Consider the following 16,350-nt stretch of genomic DNA (forward strand, 5'->3'; position numbering starts at 1 on the left):
GAATAATGAGCTGGCGATGACTTACTCTCACATGGGTAACCCCACACTACCATCAGCGCTAAGAGGTTTCACTTCTGAGTTCGGGAAGGGATCAGGTGGTTCACTCTTGCTATGGTCGCCAGCACAACTGTTTATGGATACTTGCTTTGGTCTTATTGACTGCCGAAGCGTTTTCCAAATCTTTACAGACTGGGCTGATTGAATCTGATTGTGTTCATTTTATCTAGTGGAATAACTAAATCAAGTTGCTTTGTAGATTTATGAATCGATTGATGCTTTATATACAACTGCTTGGGTGTTGTATAGTCAAGCCTCACGAGCAATTAGTATTGGTCAGCTTCACATATCACTATGCTTCCACATCCAACCTATCAACGTCCTAGTCTCGAACGGCTCTTTAGAGGAATAAATTCCTAGGGAAATCTTATCTTGAGGTAGGCTTCCCGCTTAGATGCTTTCAGCGGTTATCCCTTCCGAACATAGCTACCCGGCGATGCGACTGGCGTCACAACCGGTACACCAGAGGTTCGTCCACTCTGGTCCTCTCGTACTAGGAGCAGATCCTCTCAAATTTCCAGCGCCCACGGTAGATAGGGACCGAACTGTCTCACGACGTTCTAAACCCAGCTCGCGTACCTCTTTAAATGGCGAACAGCCATACCCTTGGGACCTGCTTCAGCCCCAGGATGAGATGAGCCGACATCGAGGTGCCAAACACCGCCGTCGATATGAACTCTTGGGCGGTATCAGCCTGTTATCCCCAGAGTACCTTTTATCCGTTGAGCGATGGCCCTTCCATACAGAACCACCGGATCACTAAGACCTACTTTCGTACCTGCTCGACTTGTGGGTCTCGCAGTTAAGCGCGCTTTTGCCTTTATACTCTACGCGTGATTTCCGACCACGCTGAGCGCACCTTCGTACTCCTCCGTTACTCTTTAGGAGGAGACCGCCCCAGTCAAACTACCCACCAGACACGGTCCTCGTCCCGGATAACGGGACAGAGTTAGAACCTCAACATTACCAGGGTGGTATTTCAAGGACGGCTCCATTGGAACTAGCGTTCCAACTTCAAAGCCTCCCACCTATCCTACACAAGTAAGGTCAAAGTTCAGTGTCAAGCTGCAGTAAAGGTTCACGGGGTCTTTCCGTCTAGCCGCGGGTACACTGCATCTTCACAGCGATTTCGATTTCACTGAGCCTCTGCTGGAGACAGCGCCGCCATCATTATGCCATTCGTGCAGGTCGGAACTTACCCGACAAGGAATTTCGCTACCTTAGGACCGTTATAGTTACGGCCGCCGTTTACTGGGGCTTCGATCAAGAGCTTCGCTTACGCTAACCCCATCAATTAACCTTCCAGCACCGGGCAGGCATCACACCCTATACGTCCACTTTCGTGTTTGCAGAGTGCTATGTTTTTAATAAACAGTTGCAGCGGCCTGGTTTCTGCGGCTGTCATCAGCTCAGGAAGCAAGTTCCATCACCAACAACAGCGTACCTTCTCCCGAAGTTACGGTACCATTTTGCCTAGTTCCTTCAGCAGAGTTCTCTCAAGCGCCTTGGTCTACTCGACCTGACCACCTGTGTCGGTTTCGGGTACGATTCCTGTGTAACTGAAGCTTAGAGACTTTTCCTGGAAGCATGGTATCAGCCACTTCGCTGTACAAGTACAGCTTGCTATCGGATCTCAGTATAGAGTACCCCGGATTTGCCTAAGATACATACCTACATCCTTCCACCTGGACAACCAACGCCAGGCTGACTTAACCTTCTCCGTCCTCTCATCGCATTACACAGAAGTATTGGAATATTAACCAATTTCCCATCGACTACGCCTTTCGGCCTCGCCTTAGGGGTCGACTCACCCAGCCCCGATTAACGTTGGACTGGAACCCTTGGTCTTTCGGCGAACGGGTTTTTCACCCGTTTTGTCGTTACTCACGTCAGCATTCGCACTTCTGATACCTCCAGCATACTTCTCAATACACCTTCATCGGCTTACAGAACGCTCCCCTACCACTTGACTAATGTCAAATCCGCAGCTTCGGCACATAGTTTTAGCCCCGTTACATCTTCCGCGCAGGCCGACTCGACTAGTGAGCTATTACGCTTTCTTTAAAGGGTGGCTGCTTCTAAGCCAACCTCCTAGCTGTCTATGCCTTCCCACATCGTTTCCCACTTAACTATGATTTTGGGGCCTTAGCTGGCGGTCTGGATTGTTTTCCTCTTGACTACGGACGTTAGCACCCGCAGTCTGTCTCCCGGATAGTACTCATAGGTATTCGGAGTTTGCATCGGTTTGGTAAGTCGGGATGACCCCCTAGCCGAAACAGTGCTCTACCCCCTATGGTATTCGTCCGAGGCGCTACCTAAATAGCTTTCGGGGAGAACCAGCTATCACCAGGCTTGATTAGCCTTTCACCCCTATCCACAAGTCATCCCCTGGCTTTTCAACGACAGTGGGTTCGGTCCTCCAGTTAGTGTTACCCAACCTTCAACCTGCTCATGGATAGATCGCCTGGTTTCGGGTCTATACCCAGCAACTAAACGCCCTATTAAGACTCGATTTCTCTACGGCTCCCCTATACGGTTAACCTCGCTACTGAATATAAGTCGCTGACCCATTATACAAAAGGTACGCAGTCACACCACGAAGGTGCTCCCACTGCTTGTATGCATGCGGTTTCAGGATCTATTTCACTCCCCTCACAGGGGTTCTTTTCGCCTTTCCCTCACGGTACTGGTTCACTATCGGTCAGTCAGGAGTATTTAGCCTTGGAGGATGGTCCCCCCATATTCAGACAAGGTTTCACGTGCCTCGCCCTACTCGTCATCATTATGTGTGCCCTTTCGTGTACGGGAATATCACCCTCTACGTTCGCACTTCCCAGAGCGTTCCACTAAAACACACATAACTTAATGGGCTGATCCCCGTTCGCTCGCCGCTACTGAGGGAATCTCAATTGATTTCTTTTCCTAAGGGTACTGAGATGTTTCACTTCCCCTCGTTCGCCTTGCAACACTATGTATTCATGTTGCAATACCTACCTTAAAGTAGGTGGGTTCCCCCATTCAGACATCTCCGGATCAAAGGATATTTGCCGCCTCCCCGGAGCTTTTCGCAGGCTATCACGTCTTTCATCGCCTCTGACTGCCAAGGCATCCACCACATGCACTTAATTACTTGACTATACAACCCCAAACAGTCGACGTTACCTACAAGTTAGTAACTTCAACATTTCAGTTTAGAGTACTGTGTATTTAAACACTGTACAGCTTCAATCTAAATTCATATACCAAAACGCTTGATTCAGTTAATTTGCTAGTTCTCAATTCATTCAGATTAATTGCTTAATCTAAACTCTTGAGTGAACAATTTATTTCAGACTCAATTTTGCCAATCTGTTAATGAATAAACATGCCTTCGTCAGGTCATGCTTAATACCGTGATACTTAAATCACAGAAGTTAATAAACCAAGACCGAAATCTCTATTTACTAATTTCTGTAATCCGAACTTATCTTAAGTTCTGGTGGAGACTAGGAGAGTCGAACTCCTGACCTCCTGCGTGCAAAGCAGGCGCTCTACCAACTAAGCTAAGTCCCCAGCTTACATCATCAGTCATGTATCTTTTATCTATAACTTTAACCAGTCAAAGTCATGGTGGGTCTGACAAGACTTGAACTTGTGACCCCACGCTTATCAAGCGTGTGCTCTAACCAACTGAGCTACAGACCCTCAGATACATCTATGAAGAACAACTTGTTGTGGATTCTTACCAATCGTCAATCTTTCGTTAAGGAGGTGATCCAGCCGCAGGTTCCCCTACGGCTACCTTGTTACGACTTCACCCCAGTCATCGGCCACACCGTGGTAACCGCCCTCTTTGCAGTTAGGCTAGCTACTTCTGGTGCAACAAACTCCCATGGTGTGACGGGCGGTGTGTACAAGGCCCGGGAACGTATTCACCGCGGCATTCTGATCCGCGATTACTAGCGATTCCGACTTCATGGAGTCGAGTTGCAGACTCCAATCCGGACTACGATCGGCTTTTTGAGATTAGCATCACATCGCTGTGTAGCAACCCTTTGTACCGACCATTGTAGCACGTGTGTAGCCCTGGCCGTAAGGGCCATGATGACTTGACGTCGTCCCCGCCTTCCTCCAGTTTGTCACTGGCAGTATCCTTAAAGTTCCCGACATTACTCGCTGGCAAATAAGGAAAAGGGTTGCGCTCGTTGCGGGACTTAACCCAACATCTCACGACACGAGCTGACGACAGCCATGCAGCACCTGTATGTAAGTTCCCGAAGGCACCAATCCATCTCTGGAAAGTTCTTACTATGTCAAGGCCAGGTAAGGTTCTTCGCGTTGCATCGAATTAAACCACATGCTCCACCGCTTGTGCGGGCCCCCGTCAATTCATTTGAGTTTTAGTCTTGCGACCGTACTCCCCAGGCGGTCTACTTATCGCGTTAGCTGCGCCACTAAAGCCTCAAAGGCCCCAACGGCTAGTAGACATCGTTTACGGCATGGACTACCAGGGTATCTAATCCTGTTTGCTCCCCATGCTTTCGCACCTCAGCGTCAGTGTTAGGCCAGATGGCTGCCTTCGCCATCGGTATTCCTCCAGATCTCTACGCATTTCACCGCTACACCTGGAATTCTACCATCCTCTCCCACACTCTAGCTAACCAGTATCGAATGCAATTCCCAAGTTAAGCTCGGGGATTTCACATTTGACTTAATTAGCCGCCTACGCGCGCTTTACGCCCAGTAAATCCGATTAACGCTTGCACCCTCTGTATTACCGCGGCTGCTGGCACAGAGTTAGCCGGTGCTTATTCTGCGAGTAACGTCCACTATCTCTAGGTATTATCTAAAGTAGCCTCCTCCTCGCTTAAAGTGCTTTACAACCATAAGGCCTTCTTCACACACGCGGCATGGCTGGATCAGGCTTGCGCCCATTGTCCAATATTCCCCACTGCTGCCTCCCGTAGGAGTCTGGGCCGTGTCTCAGTCCCAGTGTGGCGGATCATCCTCTCAGACCCGCTACAGATCGTCGCCTTGGTAGGCCTTTACCCCACCAACTAGCTAATCCGACTTAGGCTCATCTATTAGCGCAAGGTCCGAAGATCCCCTGCTTTCTCCCGTAGGACGTATGCGGTATTAGCATCCCTTTCGAGATGTTGTCCCCCACTAATAGGCAGATTCCTAAGCATTACTCACCCGTCCGCCGCTAGGTCCGGTAGCAAGCTACCTTCCCCCGCTCGACTTGCATGTGTTAAGCCTGCCGCCAGCGTTCAATCTGAGCCATGATCAAACTCTTCAGTTAAAATCATTTTGCACCTTATTTATAGACAAGGTGCCAATTCTGGCTCATCAATTACTGACTTAAATTTCGCTCAAATAAACTTCGAGTAATTTAAACCAATCAATCAATGAAAATTATTTCGATTAATCAATCAGTAAAAATCCACACAAGTTGTTCTTCAATTCTCTTAATGATTTTTCTGCTCCTCGTCAGAGACAGTTCCAACACAATACTAAGCTTTTATCTTAACCCTGTAAGCTAAGTTATTCTCGTGTATCGCGTCGGGATGAGTGCATTATAGGGAAAAAAAACCGGTACGCAAGCACTTTTATAAATATCCATGCTCGACCGGTTCTTTTTCAGTCAGATAAATTTAAAAAAATAATTTAAATTATTGATTTATATATTTAATTTATTTTTCCGTTGTTTTGATCTTTATATCTACAATCTTTATAGGCTGTTTTGGTACGTTTTGATGCATGCCATAGTTTGATGTAGGAACCTGAACAATACGGTCTACTACATCCATTCCTTTTACGACTTTACCAAAAACGGCATATCCCGGATTTCCCGGTGAACGGTTAAGAAATTTATTATCTGCGACGTTTATAAAAAATTGGCTAGTAGCTGAATCTGAATCTGATGTACGAGCCATCGCTAAAGTACCACGTGTATTTGCAATACCATTTCCTGCTTCGTTCTTAATAGGTGCTCGTGTTGTCTTTTCCTGCATATTTGCAGTCATGCCACCCCCTTGTGCCATGAAACCTGGGATCACACGATGAAAGATTGTCTCTTTATAAAAACCAGACTTTATATAGCTTTTAAAGTTATTCACACTAATCGGTGCTTTATCGTCATACAACTCTATTTCGATGTTGCCTAAATTTGTTTGCATTTCAACTAAGCTATTAGCCCATACTGAGTGACTACTTAGACCTAGACAAAACAACATCAATAACTTTTTCATATTTTCCTACAATAAGCTTTATAAAAAGATAATTATTAAATCTAATCGCCTACAGCGAAGAATTCTAGTGACTATTTATTAAGAATTTTTAAGTCTATTTGTTTATTTAATCCATGTTCCACGTGAAACATGGATTATTGAATTTACTTAACTATTTTTATCCCAAAATTTTCTGAAGTTTTTACTAATTTCGATAGTATGACGTTTGGCTTTTCTAGAAATTGGAGTCAGGTTAATAAAACCATGAGTCTGTTCCGGAAACTCTTCATAATACATTTTTACGCCATTTTGTCTTAATTTATGACTATATATTTTCGCTTCATCATGTAAGACATCGTGTCCAGCTGTAATCACAAAAGCTGGTGGATTTTTCTTTAGGTTGCCATAGGTGGGTGAAATAATTGGATCATCAAGTTCTACATTATGCTGAGTTGCATAATATTGTGTGACGTAATCAATATCGGTATTTGTTAAAACCAATCCTTCGTTATAGGCATAAAAAGAAGGATGTCTGCTTTTAAAATCTACTGTTGGATAGATAAGTAATTGTGCTTGTGGTGCATAAGCTTTATTTACTGATCTTTGCGCTACAACAGTACTAATATTTCCTCCTGCACTGTCCCCTGCAACCGCAATTCTATTTTTTAATATTTTTAATTGTCTGCGATTTTGATAAACCCATGCTAATGCATCTTCACATGACTGAATTAAATGTTGTGGTGAAACTTCCGGAGCAAGAGGATAGTCGATACTGAGGACCTGTACTTTTGCATATTTTGCTAATAAACGACAAACTTCATCATGAGTATCTAAACCACCTACAACAAAACCACCCCCGTGATAAAACACGATTAATGGCAGTTTCTTATTAGGAGCCGGATGATAATGTCTGGCAAAGATTGTGCCGCTTTGTAGTGGAAGACGAATATCTTCTACTGATTCAATATAAGTTGGTTTTTGACGTATGGCCTGCATTTGTGCATCAAACATTCTTCTTGATTGAATCGGATCAGAGCCAATGAAACCCACTCTCCCCTGTTTGATTTGCACAGCCATCATGCATTTCGTAAATGAATCGAGATCTGGGTATTGATAAGAATATCCTAAAATTTTAGCGAGAGACTCTTGGGCTAGTCGGGGTAACCTATCAAGTGCTCGAGCAGCAGGGCCTTGTCCCTTATCTAGCAATGTTTGAATTTTTTGATTAAATGCTGTCATGCCTGTCTCCTTGAATCCCTCTTATCCTTCATATTTTCTACAGAATTCTTTGTTGTTTGACTATATTCGCATACAACTCATGCAATCAAGATACAAAGGTAAAAACCAATCTACGCTAATCTGATTTATAGCAAATGTCATTAACAAATCTGTCGATTAAAACAGGACTTTTTTGCCAATTATTGTTAACAGACAAAAAGAGGGACTGCTATGTCAGCAAAACTAGTTGTTACTATGTTAGCAACCAGTCTTTTAACTGTAGGCTGTGTTGCTTATCCAGATGATCCTTATTATCGTGGTGGCGGATATGGTTACCATGATCATGATCGTCGCTATGATCGTGATGATCAACGTCGATATAATGATTGGGAACGAAAACGTTGGGAAGAGCGTCAACGAGTATATGAGCAACAACGTAAAGACTTTCGTGAACAAGAAAAAAATCGTCGTGAATGGGAAAAAAGGCACCGTGATTGGGATAAAAAACGGGTAGAAAATCGAGATCATGATCGCCGAGATTATCGTCACGATGATTAAACTCACTAAGATATAAAAAGCCCCAAAGAGATAAGTCTTCTGGGGCTTTTTTGAGGAATATAAATTCTCTCTAATTTATAGAAAAATGAGTAGCAGCTCATTTCATATATGTATCGGCATCATGAACATATATGTTCTATAAACTCATATCTCTTATTTTTAGCAGTGTATTACTGAGCAGTTGCAGAACCTGAAACTGAACCAGAAGCACCAGCGTCTACTTGACCAGGTTGTGCTTGACCAGAAACACCTGCATCGATACCAGCACCAGCATGTACGCCAGATGGGCTAGCACTTGTTTGAGCAGAACCAGAAGCGTTTAAACCAGCTTCTGATGCACAACCAACAGCTGTAAGAGCAACACCAGCAAGTACTACAGAGATAAGACCTAATTTTTTCATGATTGCTTTCCTTTCATTACGACAAACGTTTAAATGCAAAGTTCATCTTCGCGCTGCCTATAATTCACAATTTTTTTTTCTGACGTGCGTATCATTGGTTGTCTTTTGTAGTAATAGAAGTACAAATTCTGCAATTTTTTATTAAATTCATTTTTTTAATATGACCAACCTAATTTGTAAATTAAACCATAGATAAACGATTGTTTAATTTTATCAATTTTTTCTTTTCATTCTGCTTGGCCGTTATATTTAAAATTTTTCCATTTATAGAAACGCTATATAAGGTACGTAGACTGTTACAGAGCTTTTTGGCCCTTAAAAATGGTTTTTCATAAAAAAGCCGCGAATGATCACGGCTCTTTTAAAAGTGAATACGGCTTAAATGTTAAATTATGGCCACTGCATTTCACCTTTTACGACCTTAGCCCCTAACTCTAAGCTATCCACGCTTTGAAGTGTTGGATATTGCTTTTGCATGAGTTTGCTCAACTCAGTAGCATTTTTAGTTGCTTTAGCTGCTTTTTCATAGCTATTTAAATAATTAATTGAAAAGTTAACAGCATCTAGGCCTTGTGGTGCACCTTCTACCATATGAGCAGGTACAACAATTTTAGGTTGAAGGGCTTTAATGCTTTCTAAAGATTGAATGACTTCCACACGATCTTTGGTTTTAGGGGTATCGGCCATCCATAAATGAATGCCTGAAGATACCGGAATACCACCCACGACTGCTTTTGCAGAAGGAACCCATAAATAAGTAAGCTCTTTTTTACCTTTAATCTCGATTGATTCATTCTCAAGTTTTAAAGTTTTAGCAGTGTAAGCTTGAGGCACAATAATTTGGCTAGGTGCATTTGCACCCATTTGTGGCCCCCAATATTTAACTTTAAGCGCTTGAGTATCCTGAATATGCTTTACTGTTTCCGGCGTAGCAATGATCTGTACATTCGGGAAATACTGTTTAAATACGTCTAAGCCGAAATAATAGTCCGGGTCACCATAGCTTACAAAAATAGTTTTTAATGTTTTACCGCTATCAAGAATATTTGCAGCAATACGTAAAGCTTCAGATTTTGAAAATTGTGCATTAACCAATAAAACTTCCTTATCCCCTTTTATTAAGGTTGAAGTCACACCGAAGTGTTCTGGTTTAGCAAGAAAACTCTGAATTTTCAGTTCTTGAGCAAAAGCTGACTGAGCCATGGTTAATGCTGTAGCAGTAGCCAGTGCGGAAGCGGTTAATTTAAATAATTTCATTAGGTATTCTCCTGTTTCATGAAGAACACTTTAAATTGCAATTTATGTAAGATAAACGCACTAATTTAAGATAAACTGTTGCATATATTGTAATAATAGCTAGATATATGGATACTTTAAAAGCGATTCAGGTCTTTGTTTCTATTGCACAACATGGCAATTTGACCAAAGCAGCCGAGCATCTTAATTATTCTCGTGCCATGGTTTCGCGTTATCTTGAACACCTTGAGCATACGTTCTCAACTCGACTTTTCCAAAGAAATACCCGAAAAATATCTCTTACTCCAGCAGGTGAGAAAGCTCTACTCTACTGTGAAAATATTTTACAACAGCAGTTACTCTTACAAGAACTCGCTGCACCTGAGCAGCATAATGGAACAATTCGTTTTACGTGCGGTTTATTTTTGTTTGAACTGGGGGTAGCAGAATGTATTCGACAGTTTAAACGTCAGCATCCACATATTGATTTTGATGTTTACTTAACTGAAAACACCATGGATCTTATCGATGCACAAGTAGACTTGGCGTTACGTATCACTCAAAAGGTGGCCGATGGTTTAATTGCACGACCCGTTTGTCAAATCGAGTCTGTGTTCTGTGCTCATCCTGATTATTTGAAACAGCACAGTCCCCTGCTCCATCCTCGTCAACTTATTCAACATGAATGTATTGCTCATCACAGCCAACATCAATACTGGACACTTTTTGATAATGAACAACAGCCTCAGAACTATCCTTTAAATGTCACTTTTAAAAGTAATGATGTGAATGCGCTTTACGATATGTGCTTACACGCACAGGGAGTCGCAATGTTACCTACTTTATTAGTGGAAAAGGATTTAAAAGAAAAACGTCTAACTCCTTTATTTAAAAACTTTACGGCCCCTGAGTTAAGTTTGTCGGTCGTGTATGCTTCTAGACAGCATTTACCTCGAATTACTCAAGAATTTATAGCTTTTATGATTGAAAAGCTGGATTTTTACTTAAAACCGCAAAATTAAAGCTTTAAATTGCCGTGTACGCTTGAATTTTTAGGCAATGCCCATACTTCATCCCTATTAATGAATTACAGCATATGCATGGCAGTTCAGGTTTTACGCAGTAAATACTGATGCCAAAAAGGACTGTACATGTTTAAAAACCCATTTAAACGGAGATCATCAATGGCTAATGAGCAAAATGAGCAAGCTCAAGACATTCAAAATGAGCAAGCTGAGCAATCTAACGAGCAAACTCAGGCTGAAAGTGTAGAGCAAGCAAACGACGTTACCGTTGAATCTTTACAAGCGCAAATCACCAAACTAGAAGAAAATCTTAAGCTTGAAAAAGCTCGTACTGCTAATGCAGTTTACGAAGCACAAAAAAGCGTAGAGCGTATTCAACGTGAGTCTGAGAAACATAAAGAGACTGTACTTGAAAAATTTGCCAAAGAATTGTTGGACTCTGTCGACAATTTAGAACGTGCAATTCAGGCAGCTGGTGGTGAAGAAACACCTGTACTTGAAGGTGTTAAGTTAACCTTAAAGTCACTGTTAACGACTCTTGAGAAATTTGGTGTTGTAGAAGCTGATACTCAAAATGGTTTCAATGCAGATTTACACCAAGCTGTTGGTATTGATCCAAATGCCAAAGCCAATGAAATCGGCACCGTTTTACAAAAAGGCTATACCTTAAATGGTCGCTTGTTGCGCCCTGCTATGGTTATGGTTGGTCAATAAAATGAGCAAAAGCGAAGCATCGCTTCGCTAAAAGCACAAAATTTGAGAGTTTTTTGATTTTTTTTCATAAAAATGCTTGAAAAAAACCGATTGACTCTCATATCGAATAACAAGCAAAAACATTGCAACAGAATTTTAGAGGAACACACCAAATGGCGAAAATTATTGGTATTGACTTAGGTACTACCAACTCATGTGTTGCTGTACTTGAAGGCGATAAAGTAAAAGTAATCGAAAACGCTGAAGGCGCACGTACAACTCCATCGATCATTGCTTATAAAGATGGCGAGATCTTAGTTGGCCAAAGTGCTAAGCGTCAGGCAGTAACAAACCCTAAAAATACATTATTCGCGATCAAGCGTTTAATTGGTCGTCGTTATGAAGATCAAGCAGTACAAAAAGACATCGGTCTTGTACCGTATAAAATCATCAAAGCAGATAATGGTGATGCTTGGGTTGAAGTAAACGATAAAAAATTAGCACCTCAACAAATCTCTGCAGAAATCTTGAAAAAGATGAAGAAAACAGCAGAAGATTACTTAGGTGAAACAGTAACTGAAGCGGTAATTACCGTTCCTGCTTACTTTAACGATGCTCAACGTCAAGCAACTAAAGATGCGGGTAAAATCGCTGGTTTAGATGTTAAACGTATCATTAACGAACCAACTGCTGCTGCACTTGCGTTCGGTATGGATAAAAAAGAAGGCGACCGTAAAGTTGCAGTTTACGACTTAGGTGGTGGTACATTCGACGTATCTATCATTGAAATCGCGGATCTTGATGGCGACCAACAAATTGAAGTGTTATCAACTAACGGTGATACTTTCCTTGGTGGTGAAGACTTTGATAACGCATTAATTGAATACTTGGTTGAAGAATTCAAGAAAGAACAAAGTGTGAACTTGAAAAATGATCCACTTGCGTTACAACGTTTGAAAGAAGCTGCTGAAAAAGCAAAAATCGAGCTTTCTTCATCAAATGCAACTGAAATCAACCTTCCATACATCACTGCTGATGCTTCTGGTCCTAAACACTTAGTGATCAACGTAACACGTGCAAAACTTGAAGGTTTAGTTGCTGATTTAGTTGCTCGTACGATTGAACCTTGTAAGATTGCACTTAAAGATGCTGGTCTTTCGACTTCTGACATCTCTGACGTAATCTTGGTTGGTGGTCAGTCTCGTATGCCGCTTGTACAACAAAAAGTACAAGAATTCTTCGGTAAAGAGCCACGTAAAGACGTGAACCCTGACGAAGCAGTTGCTATCGGTGCTGCAATTCAAGGTGCTGTATTATCTGGTGACAAGAATGACGTATTACTTCTTGACGTAACACCATTAACTTTAGGTATTGAAACAATGGGCGGTGTATTAACACCAATCATTGAGAAAAACACGACGATTCCTGCGAAGAAATCACAAGTGTTCTCTACTGCTGCTGATAACCAACCAGCTGTAGATATTTCAGTTTACCAAGGTGAACGTAAGATGGCTCAACAAAACAAATTGTTGGGTAACTTCCAATTAGGCGATATCCCACCTGCTCCACGTGGTGTGCCGCAAATTGAAGTATCGTTTGACATCAACGCTGACGGTATCTTGAAAGTATCTGCGAAAGATAAGAGCACTGGTAAAGAGCAATCGATTCAGATTAAAGCAAACTCAGGTTTGTCTGATGCTGAAATCGAAGCAATGATTAAAGATGCTGAAGCGAATGCTGAAGAAGACCGTAAGTTTGAAGAACTTGCAAAAGCTCGTAATGAAGCTGATGCATTAATTTCAAGCTCGAACAAAGCTGTTAAAGATCTTGGTGACAAAGTGACTGAAGATGAAAAAACAGCGGTAAGCACAGCAGTTTCTGAACTTGAAGCAGCAACTAAAGAAAATGACGTTGACGCGATTAAAGCGAAAACTGAAGCTTTACAAAACATTTTGATGCCGATCACTCAACGTGCTTATGAACAAGCACAACAAGCTGGTGGTGCTGAAGGTTTTGATCCTAATGCATTCCAAGGCGGTGATGCTGGTCAACAAAAAGCTGATGATGGCGTTGTAGATGCTGAATTTACAGAAGTAAAAGATGACAAAAAATAATTTGTCTCTTTAAAAAGACCGCGCGAAAGCGCGGTTTTTTATTATTTACAAAAAAATAACAATTATTATTTTTATATTTATTTGCTATTTTTTAGTCAAAAAAGTCAATTATAAAAATTAACTATTTATTATTTATAAAAAATTTAAAGAATTAGAATCACTGTTATTAAATCCATTTATTTTTACATTAATGCCAAATAAATAGATTTATTTATTCCGTTTCTTTAGCAAGATCACAAAATGATCGCCTTCTTTGGTCTCCTTTATCACTTTGACGAATCTAAATTACTTACTAACAATAAGAATTTATTTATATTTTTATTTTTGCCATGAAAAAATTTCTATGGTGGGGAATAAGCTTTTACTTAAGTATGAGCTTACACACAGTTGCTTTAGCTCAAAGCCATTTATCAACTATTTCTTTTAATCAACCTCTAAAATACAAGATTGATTATATAGATCCACGCTTTCATATTACCAAGGAACAATTTGTTCAAATTGGCAAAGAAGCTGCTGAAATTTGGCAGAAAGAAACTGGAAAAACTTATTTTATTTATGACTCACAAGCAGAGCTTACAATTAATTTAGTATTTGATGATTATCAAACTGCTCAAAATGAAAGAAAAATTAATATAAATAAGTTATTACAGCAGCAGGAAGAATGGCGGGAGAAAAATAAAGCTGTTCTTTTATCTAAACAACAAATAGAGGAGGAAACTACCCTTTTGAATGAAGCCAAAATCCAGCTTAATAATAGATTTGAACAATATCAAAAGGATGTAACTATCTTTAACCAAGGAAATGTTGGGAAATTTAATCAAGCTGATTTAATTAAACGTCAAGCTGAGCTAACTAGATTATCATTAGATTTAAAAACAAAATTTTCTCATCATAGTAATAAAATAGAAACTCTTAATGCGCAAATTAAGCTAATAAATCAACATCAAAACATGCTTAATCAAGCTATCAAGGAATTTAATTTAAGCACAACTGATCGTCCTGAGTCTTTTCATAAAGGCTTATTTAGTCAAAATCAAATTCAGATTTATGGCTTTAATTCATTTGATGATTTGCGTTTAACACTTGCCCATGAATTTGGACATGCATTGGGACTAAAACACACCACTGATCCTAAATCTTTGATGTACCCTCGTTTAAAGGAACAAGATATTCATAACTTCAAATTAACACATTCAGATTTAGATTTACTGAGTTCGACTTATAGTTCAAATGACAAAAATCATTAAAACTAACTGATTAAATAAACTAAATAAAATAAAAACTGTTCAAATTTTACTAACAAATAATTTGGCAAATGGTAAAAAATAATGAGACCAAAGTCTCATTTATTTATCGAAATTGTATATTTTTTGATTGATTTTTCATTTTATCTTCTTATAATACGTTTTTTTTTAAATCTCCCCCCTGACGACTATGCGCTTAACATCTTTGTTATTAGGCTTGGCTTTTGCTTTTTCTAATTTTCAGGCCAATGCTCATCTTGCAACTCCTGTAAACACTCAAGTTCAGCAAAAAAATGCTCAACATTTAACATATAGAATTGCTGAAGTTGATCCTCGTTTTGGTTTAAGTCAAGATCAATTGATTCAGATTACTCAGCAAGCTGCTGATATCTGGAAAGAAGGTACAGGTAAAAATTACTTTACTTATGACCCAAATGCAAAGTTAGAAATTCGTCTTGTATACGATGATAGCCAAAATCGTTCAGCAGAGCGTCAAAAAATTTCTGCTCAGTTTAAGCAAGATCAACAACGTGTAATTGATGAACAGCAGCAAATTAAGCAGTTGAAGCAAAATTTAAGTCAAACTCAATCTGATCTTGAAAACAAAAAACAGATCTTAAATGAGAAGTTGAAAAATTTTGATCAACAAATGATGCAGTTTAACGAAGGTAAATTAGCACCTGAATACACAGCAAAATCTCTTGCGAAGACTCAGAAAGATTTACAGAAGCAAACTGTTTCTTTGAAGAAAGATATTGCCGCTTATAATCAGCAAGCTGCAGATTTAAACAAAAAGGTTAATCACTTTAATCAGATTAACGATCAGTTCAATCAATCTTTAAATCAGTTTAAGCTAAATGCCCAAGCTGATGTATTTAAGAAAGGGATTTATAACGGTAAACAAATCACAATTTATGAGTATAGCTCAATTGATGATTTACGTTTAACGATTGCTCATGAATTAGGCCATGCACTAGGCTTAAAACATAGCGATCAACCGGGTGCCCTAATGTACTCAGTTCGCAAAGACAGCGATAAAAAAAGTAATGTTTTAACTGATGCTGATCGTGATCTATTAAACGCTTTACCTCAATAATTAGATATGAGACATAACGATGTATCTATTTTATAAATAGATACATCGAAATTCATGTCAAAGTCATGTTATTGTGGTTGTAAGAGCCGTCTAAAATAGAATGGAGATCAAGATGAGTTATTATCATATCCTGATTGAAGTAAATGACCACATTAGTACGATTGAACAAACTCGAGATATCGAACTATTTGATATTATTGAACTTAAACCGTACCTTCATTCTATTTTGCTGCCTTACTTTAACGAGCAAGAAATTGAGCTTGAAGATGAAAATATTGAATATAAAGATATTTTACATCTTGAAGTTAAACAGACTTTACTGCCTATCGAACATTTAATTGAAGAAGAACAGAAGCAATTACCAAGTGACACTGATGTCACTATAACTGCTTATGAAATCTTTAATGATCGCGACCTAAGCCAAGATGTCACTTCAGTTATTTTTGATATTTTAGAAGCAGTAAAGCTAGATCAATCCATAATTTAGTTATTCAATAAA

Annotated in this window: 9 protein-coding genes, 2 tRNA genes, 3 rRNA genes and 2 pseudogenes; 7 read left to right on the top strand and 9 right to left on the bottom strand. The window is 39.9% G+C overall.

Features of this window, described 5'->3' with window-relative positions; all coding sequences use genetic code 11:
• Positions 1-8: 8 nt before the first annotated feature.
• From rrf to MKL35_RS18140, 7 genes are all read right to left on the bottom strand, one after another.
• Positions 9-123: ribosomal RNA gene (gene rrf, locus MKL35_RS18110) — 5S ribosomal RNA — on the bottom strand.
• Positions 124-302: 179 nt separating this feature from the next.
• Positions 303-3,193: ribosomal RNA gene (locus tag MKL35_RS18115) — 23S ribosomal RNA — on the bottom strand.
• 340 nt (positions 3,194-3,533) lie between these two features.
• A tRNA-Ala gene (locus MKL35_RS18120) sits at positions 3,534-3,609 on the bottom strand.
• Positions 3,610-3,664: 55 nt separating this feature from the next.
• A tRNA-Ile gene (locus MKL35_RS18125) sits at positions 3,665-3,741 on the bottom strand.
• Positions 3,742-3,800: 59 nt separating this feature from the next.
• A 16S ribosomal RNA gene (locus MKL35_RS18130) occupies positions 3,801-5,338 on the bottom strand.
• The 16S, 23S and 5S rRNA genes sit together here with 2 tRNA genes alongside, the layout of an rRNA operon.
• A 391-nt stretch (positions 5,339-5,729) precedes the next feature.
• A complete protein-coding gene (locus MKL35_RS18135; protein ID WP_032012035.1) occupies positions 5,730-6,287 on the bottom strand; it encodes a peptidylprolyl isomerase in 558 nt (185 codons plus the stop codon).
• 147 nt (positions 6,288-6,434) lie between these two features.
• The gene (locus tag MKL35_RS18140; protein WP_004711227.1) at positions 6,435-7,505 is read right to left on the bottom strand and encodes an alpha/beta hydrolase; all 1,071 of its coding nucleotides are present in this window, start codon (positions 7,503-7,505) and stop codon (positions 6,435-6,437) included.
• A gap of 210 nt (positions 7,506-7,715) precedes the next feature.
• Here MKL35_RS18140 and MKL35_RS18145 point away from each other — a divergent pair, with 210 nt between their 5' ends.
• Positions 7,716-8,042 carry a hypothetical protein gene (locus MKL35_RS18145; RefSeq protein ID WP_004711230.1) on the top strand — a complete coding sequence of 109 codons (327 nt, stop codon included), beginning with the start codon at positions 7,716-7,718 and terminating at the stop codon, positions 8,040-8,042.
• A 170-nt stretch (positions 8,043-8,212) separates the two neighbouring features.
• Here MKL35_RS18145 and MKL35_RS18150 read toward each other — a convergent pair whose 3' ends face one another.
• Complete coding sequence (locus tag MKL35_RS18150) at positions 8,213-8,443, bottom strand: hypothetical protein (protein ID WP_002051903.1); 231 nt, start codon at positions 8,441-8,443, stop codon at positions 8,213-8,215.
• 390 nt (positions 8,444-8,833) lie between these two features.
• Complete coding sequence (locus MKL35_RS18155) at positions 8,834-9,700, bottom strand: MBL fold metallo-hydrolase (protein ID WP_032012034.1); 867 nt, start codon at positions 9,698-9,700, stop codon at positions 8,834-8,836.
• Positions 9,701-9,807: 107 nt separating this feature from the next.
• On the opposite strand from MKL35_RS18155, the pseudogene MKL35_RS18160 reads away from it, so the two are divergent.
• From MKL35_RS18160 to MKL35_RS18185, 6 genes and pseudogenes are all read left to right on the top strand, one after another.
• Positions 9,808-10,735 (top strand): annotated as a pseudogene (locus MKL35_RS18160) (LysR family transcriptional regulator).
• Between the two features lie 128 nt (positions 10,736-10,863).
• Positions 10,864-11,418 (top strand): nucleotide exchange factor GrpE, encoded by a 555-nt coding sequence (gene grpE / locus MKL35_RS18165; protein ID WP_002051954.1) that lies wholly within the window; start codon positions 10,864-10,866, stop codon positions 11,416-11,418.
• Between the two features lie 152 nt (positions 11,419-11,570).
• Complete coding sequence (gene dnaK, locus MKL35_RS18170; RefSeq protein ID WP_004884231.1) at positions 11,571-13,511, top strand: molecular chaperone DnaK; 1,941 nt, start codon at positions 11,571-11,573, stop codon at positions 13,509-13,511.
• A 329-nt stretch (positions 13,512-13,840) separates the two neighbouring features.
• Positions 13,841-14,758 carry a matrixin family metalloprotease gene (locus MKL35_RS18175; protein ID WP_032012033.1) on the top strand — a complete coding sequence of 306 codons (918 nt, stop codon included), beginning with the start codon at positions 13,841-13,843 and terminating at the stop codon, positions 14,756-14,758.
• Between the two features lie 81 nt (positions 14,759-14,839).
• Positions 14,840-15,851 (top strand): annotated as a pseudogene (locus MKL35_RS18180) (M57 family metalloprotease).
• Between the two features lie 100 nt (positions 15,852-15,951).
• Entirely contained in the window at positions 15,952-16,338 is a 387-nt protein-coding gene (locus MKL35_RS18185; protein WP_006581484.1) for a hypothetical protein, read from the top strand.
• Positions 16,339-16,350: the final 12 nt, after the last annotated feature.

This window comes from Acinetobacter sp. AOR41_HL (assembly GCF_027854645.1).
Lineage (GTDB): Bacteria > Pseudomonadota > Gammaproteobacteria > Pseudomonadales > Moraxellaceae > Acinetobacter > Acinetobacter nosocomialis.

What these genes read in the sequence shown, in the direction of transcription:
- grpE (WP_002051954.1), top strand. Translation starts at nt 10,864, where the DNA reads ATGGCTAATGAGCAAAATGAGCAAGCTCAAGACATTCAAAATGAGCAA.
- MKL35_RS18135 (WP_032012035.1), bottom strand. Translation starts at nt 6,287, where the DNA reads ATGAAAAAGTTATTGATGTTGTTTTGTCTAGGTCTAAGTAGTCACTCA.
- MKL35_RS18145 (WP_004711230.1), top strand. Translation starts at nt 7,716, where the DNA reads ATGTCAGCAAAACTAGTTGTTACTATGTTAGCAACCAGTCTTTTAACT.
- MKL35_RS18150 (WP_002051903.1), bottom strand. Translation starts at nt 8,443, where the DNA reads ATGAAAAAATTAGGTCTTATCTCTGTAGTACTTGCTGGTGTTGCTCTT.
- MKL35_RS18140 (WP_004711227.1), bottom strand. Translation starts at nt 7,505, where the DNA reads ATGACAGCATTTAATCAAAAAATTCAAACATTGCTAGATAAGGGACAA.
- dnaK (WP_004884231.1), top strand. Translation starts at nt 11,571, where the DNA reads ATGGCGAAAATTATTGGTATTGACTTAGGTACTACCAACTCATGTGTT.
- MKL35_RS18175 (WP_032012033.1), top strand. Translation starts at nt 13,841, where the DNA reads ATGAAAAAATTTCTATGGTGGGGAATAAGCTTTTACTTAAGTATGAGC.
- MKL35_RS18185 (WP_006581484.1), top strand. Translation starts at nt 15,952, where the DNA reads ATGGAGATCAAGATGAGTTATTATCATATCCTGATTGAAGTAAATGAC.
- MKL35_RS18155 (WP_032012034.1), bottom strand. Translation starts at nt 9,700, where the DNA reads ATGAAATTATTTAAATTAACCGCTTCCGCACTGGCTACTGCTACAGCA.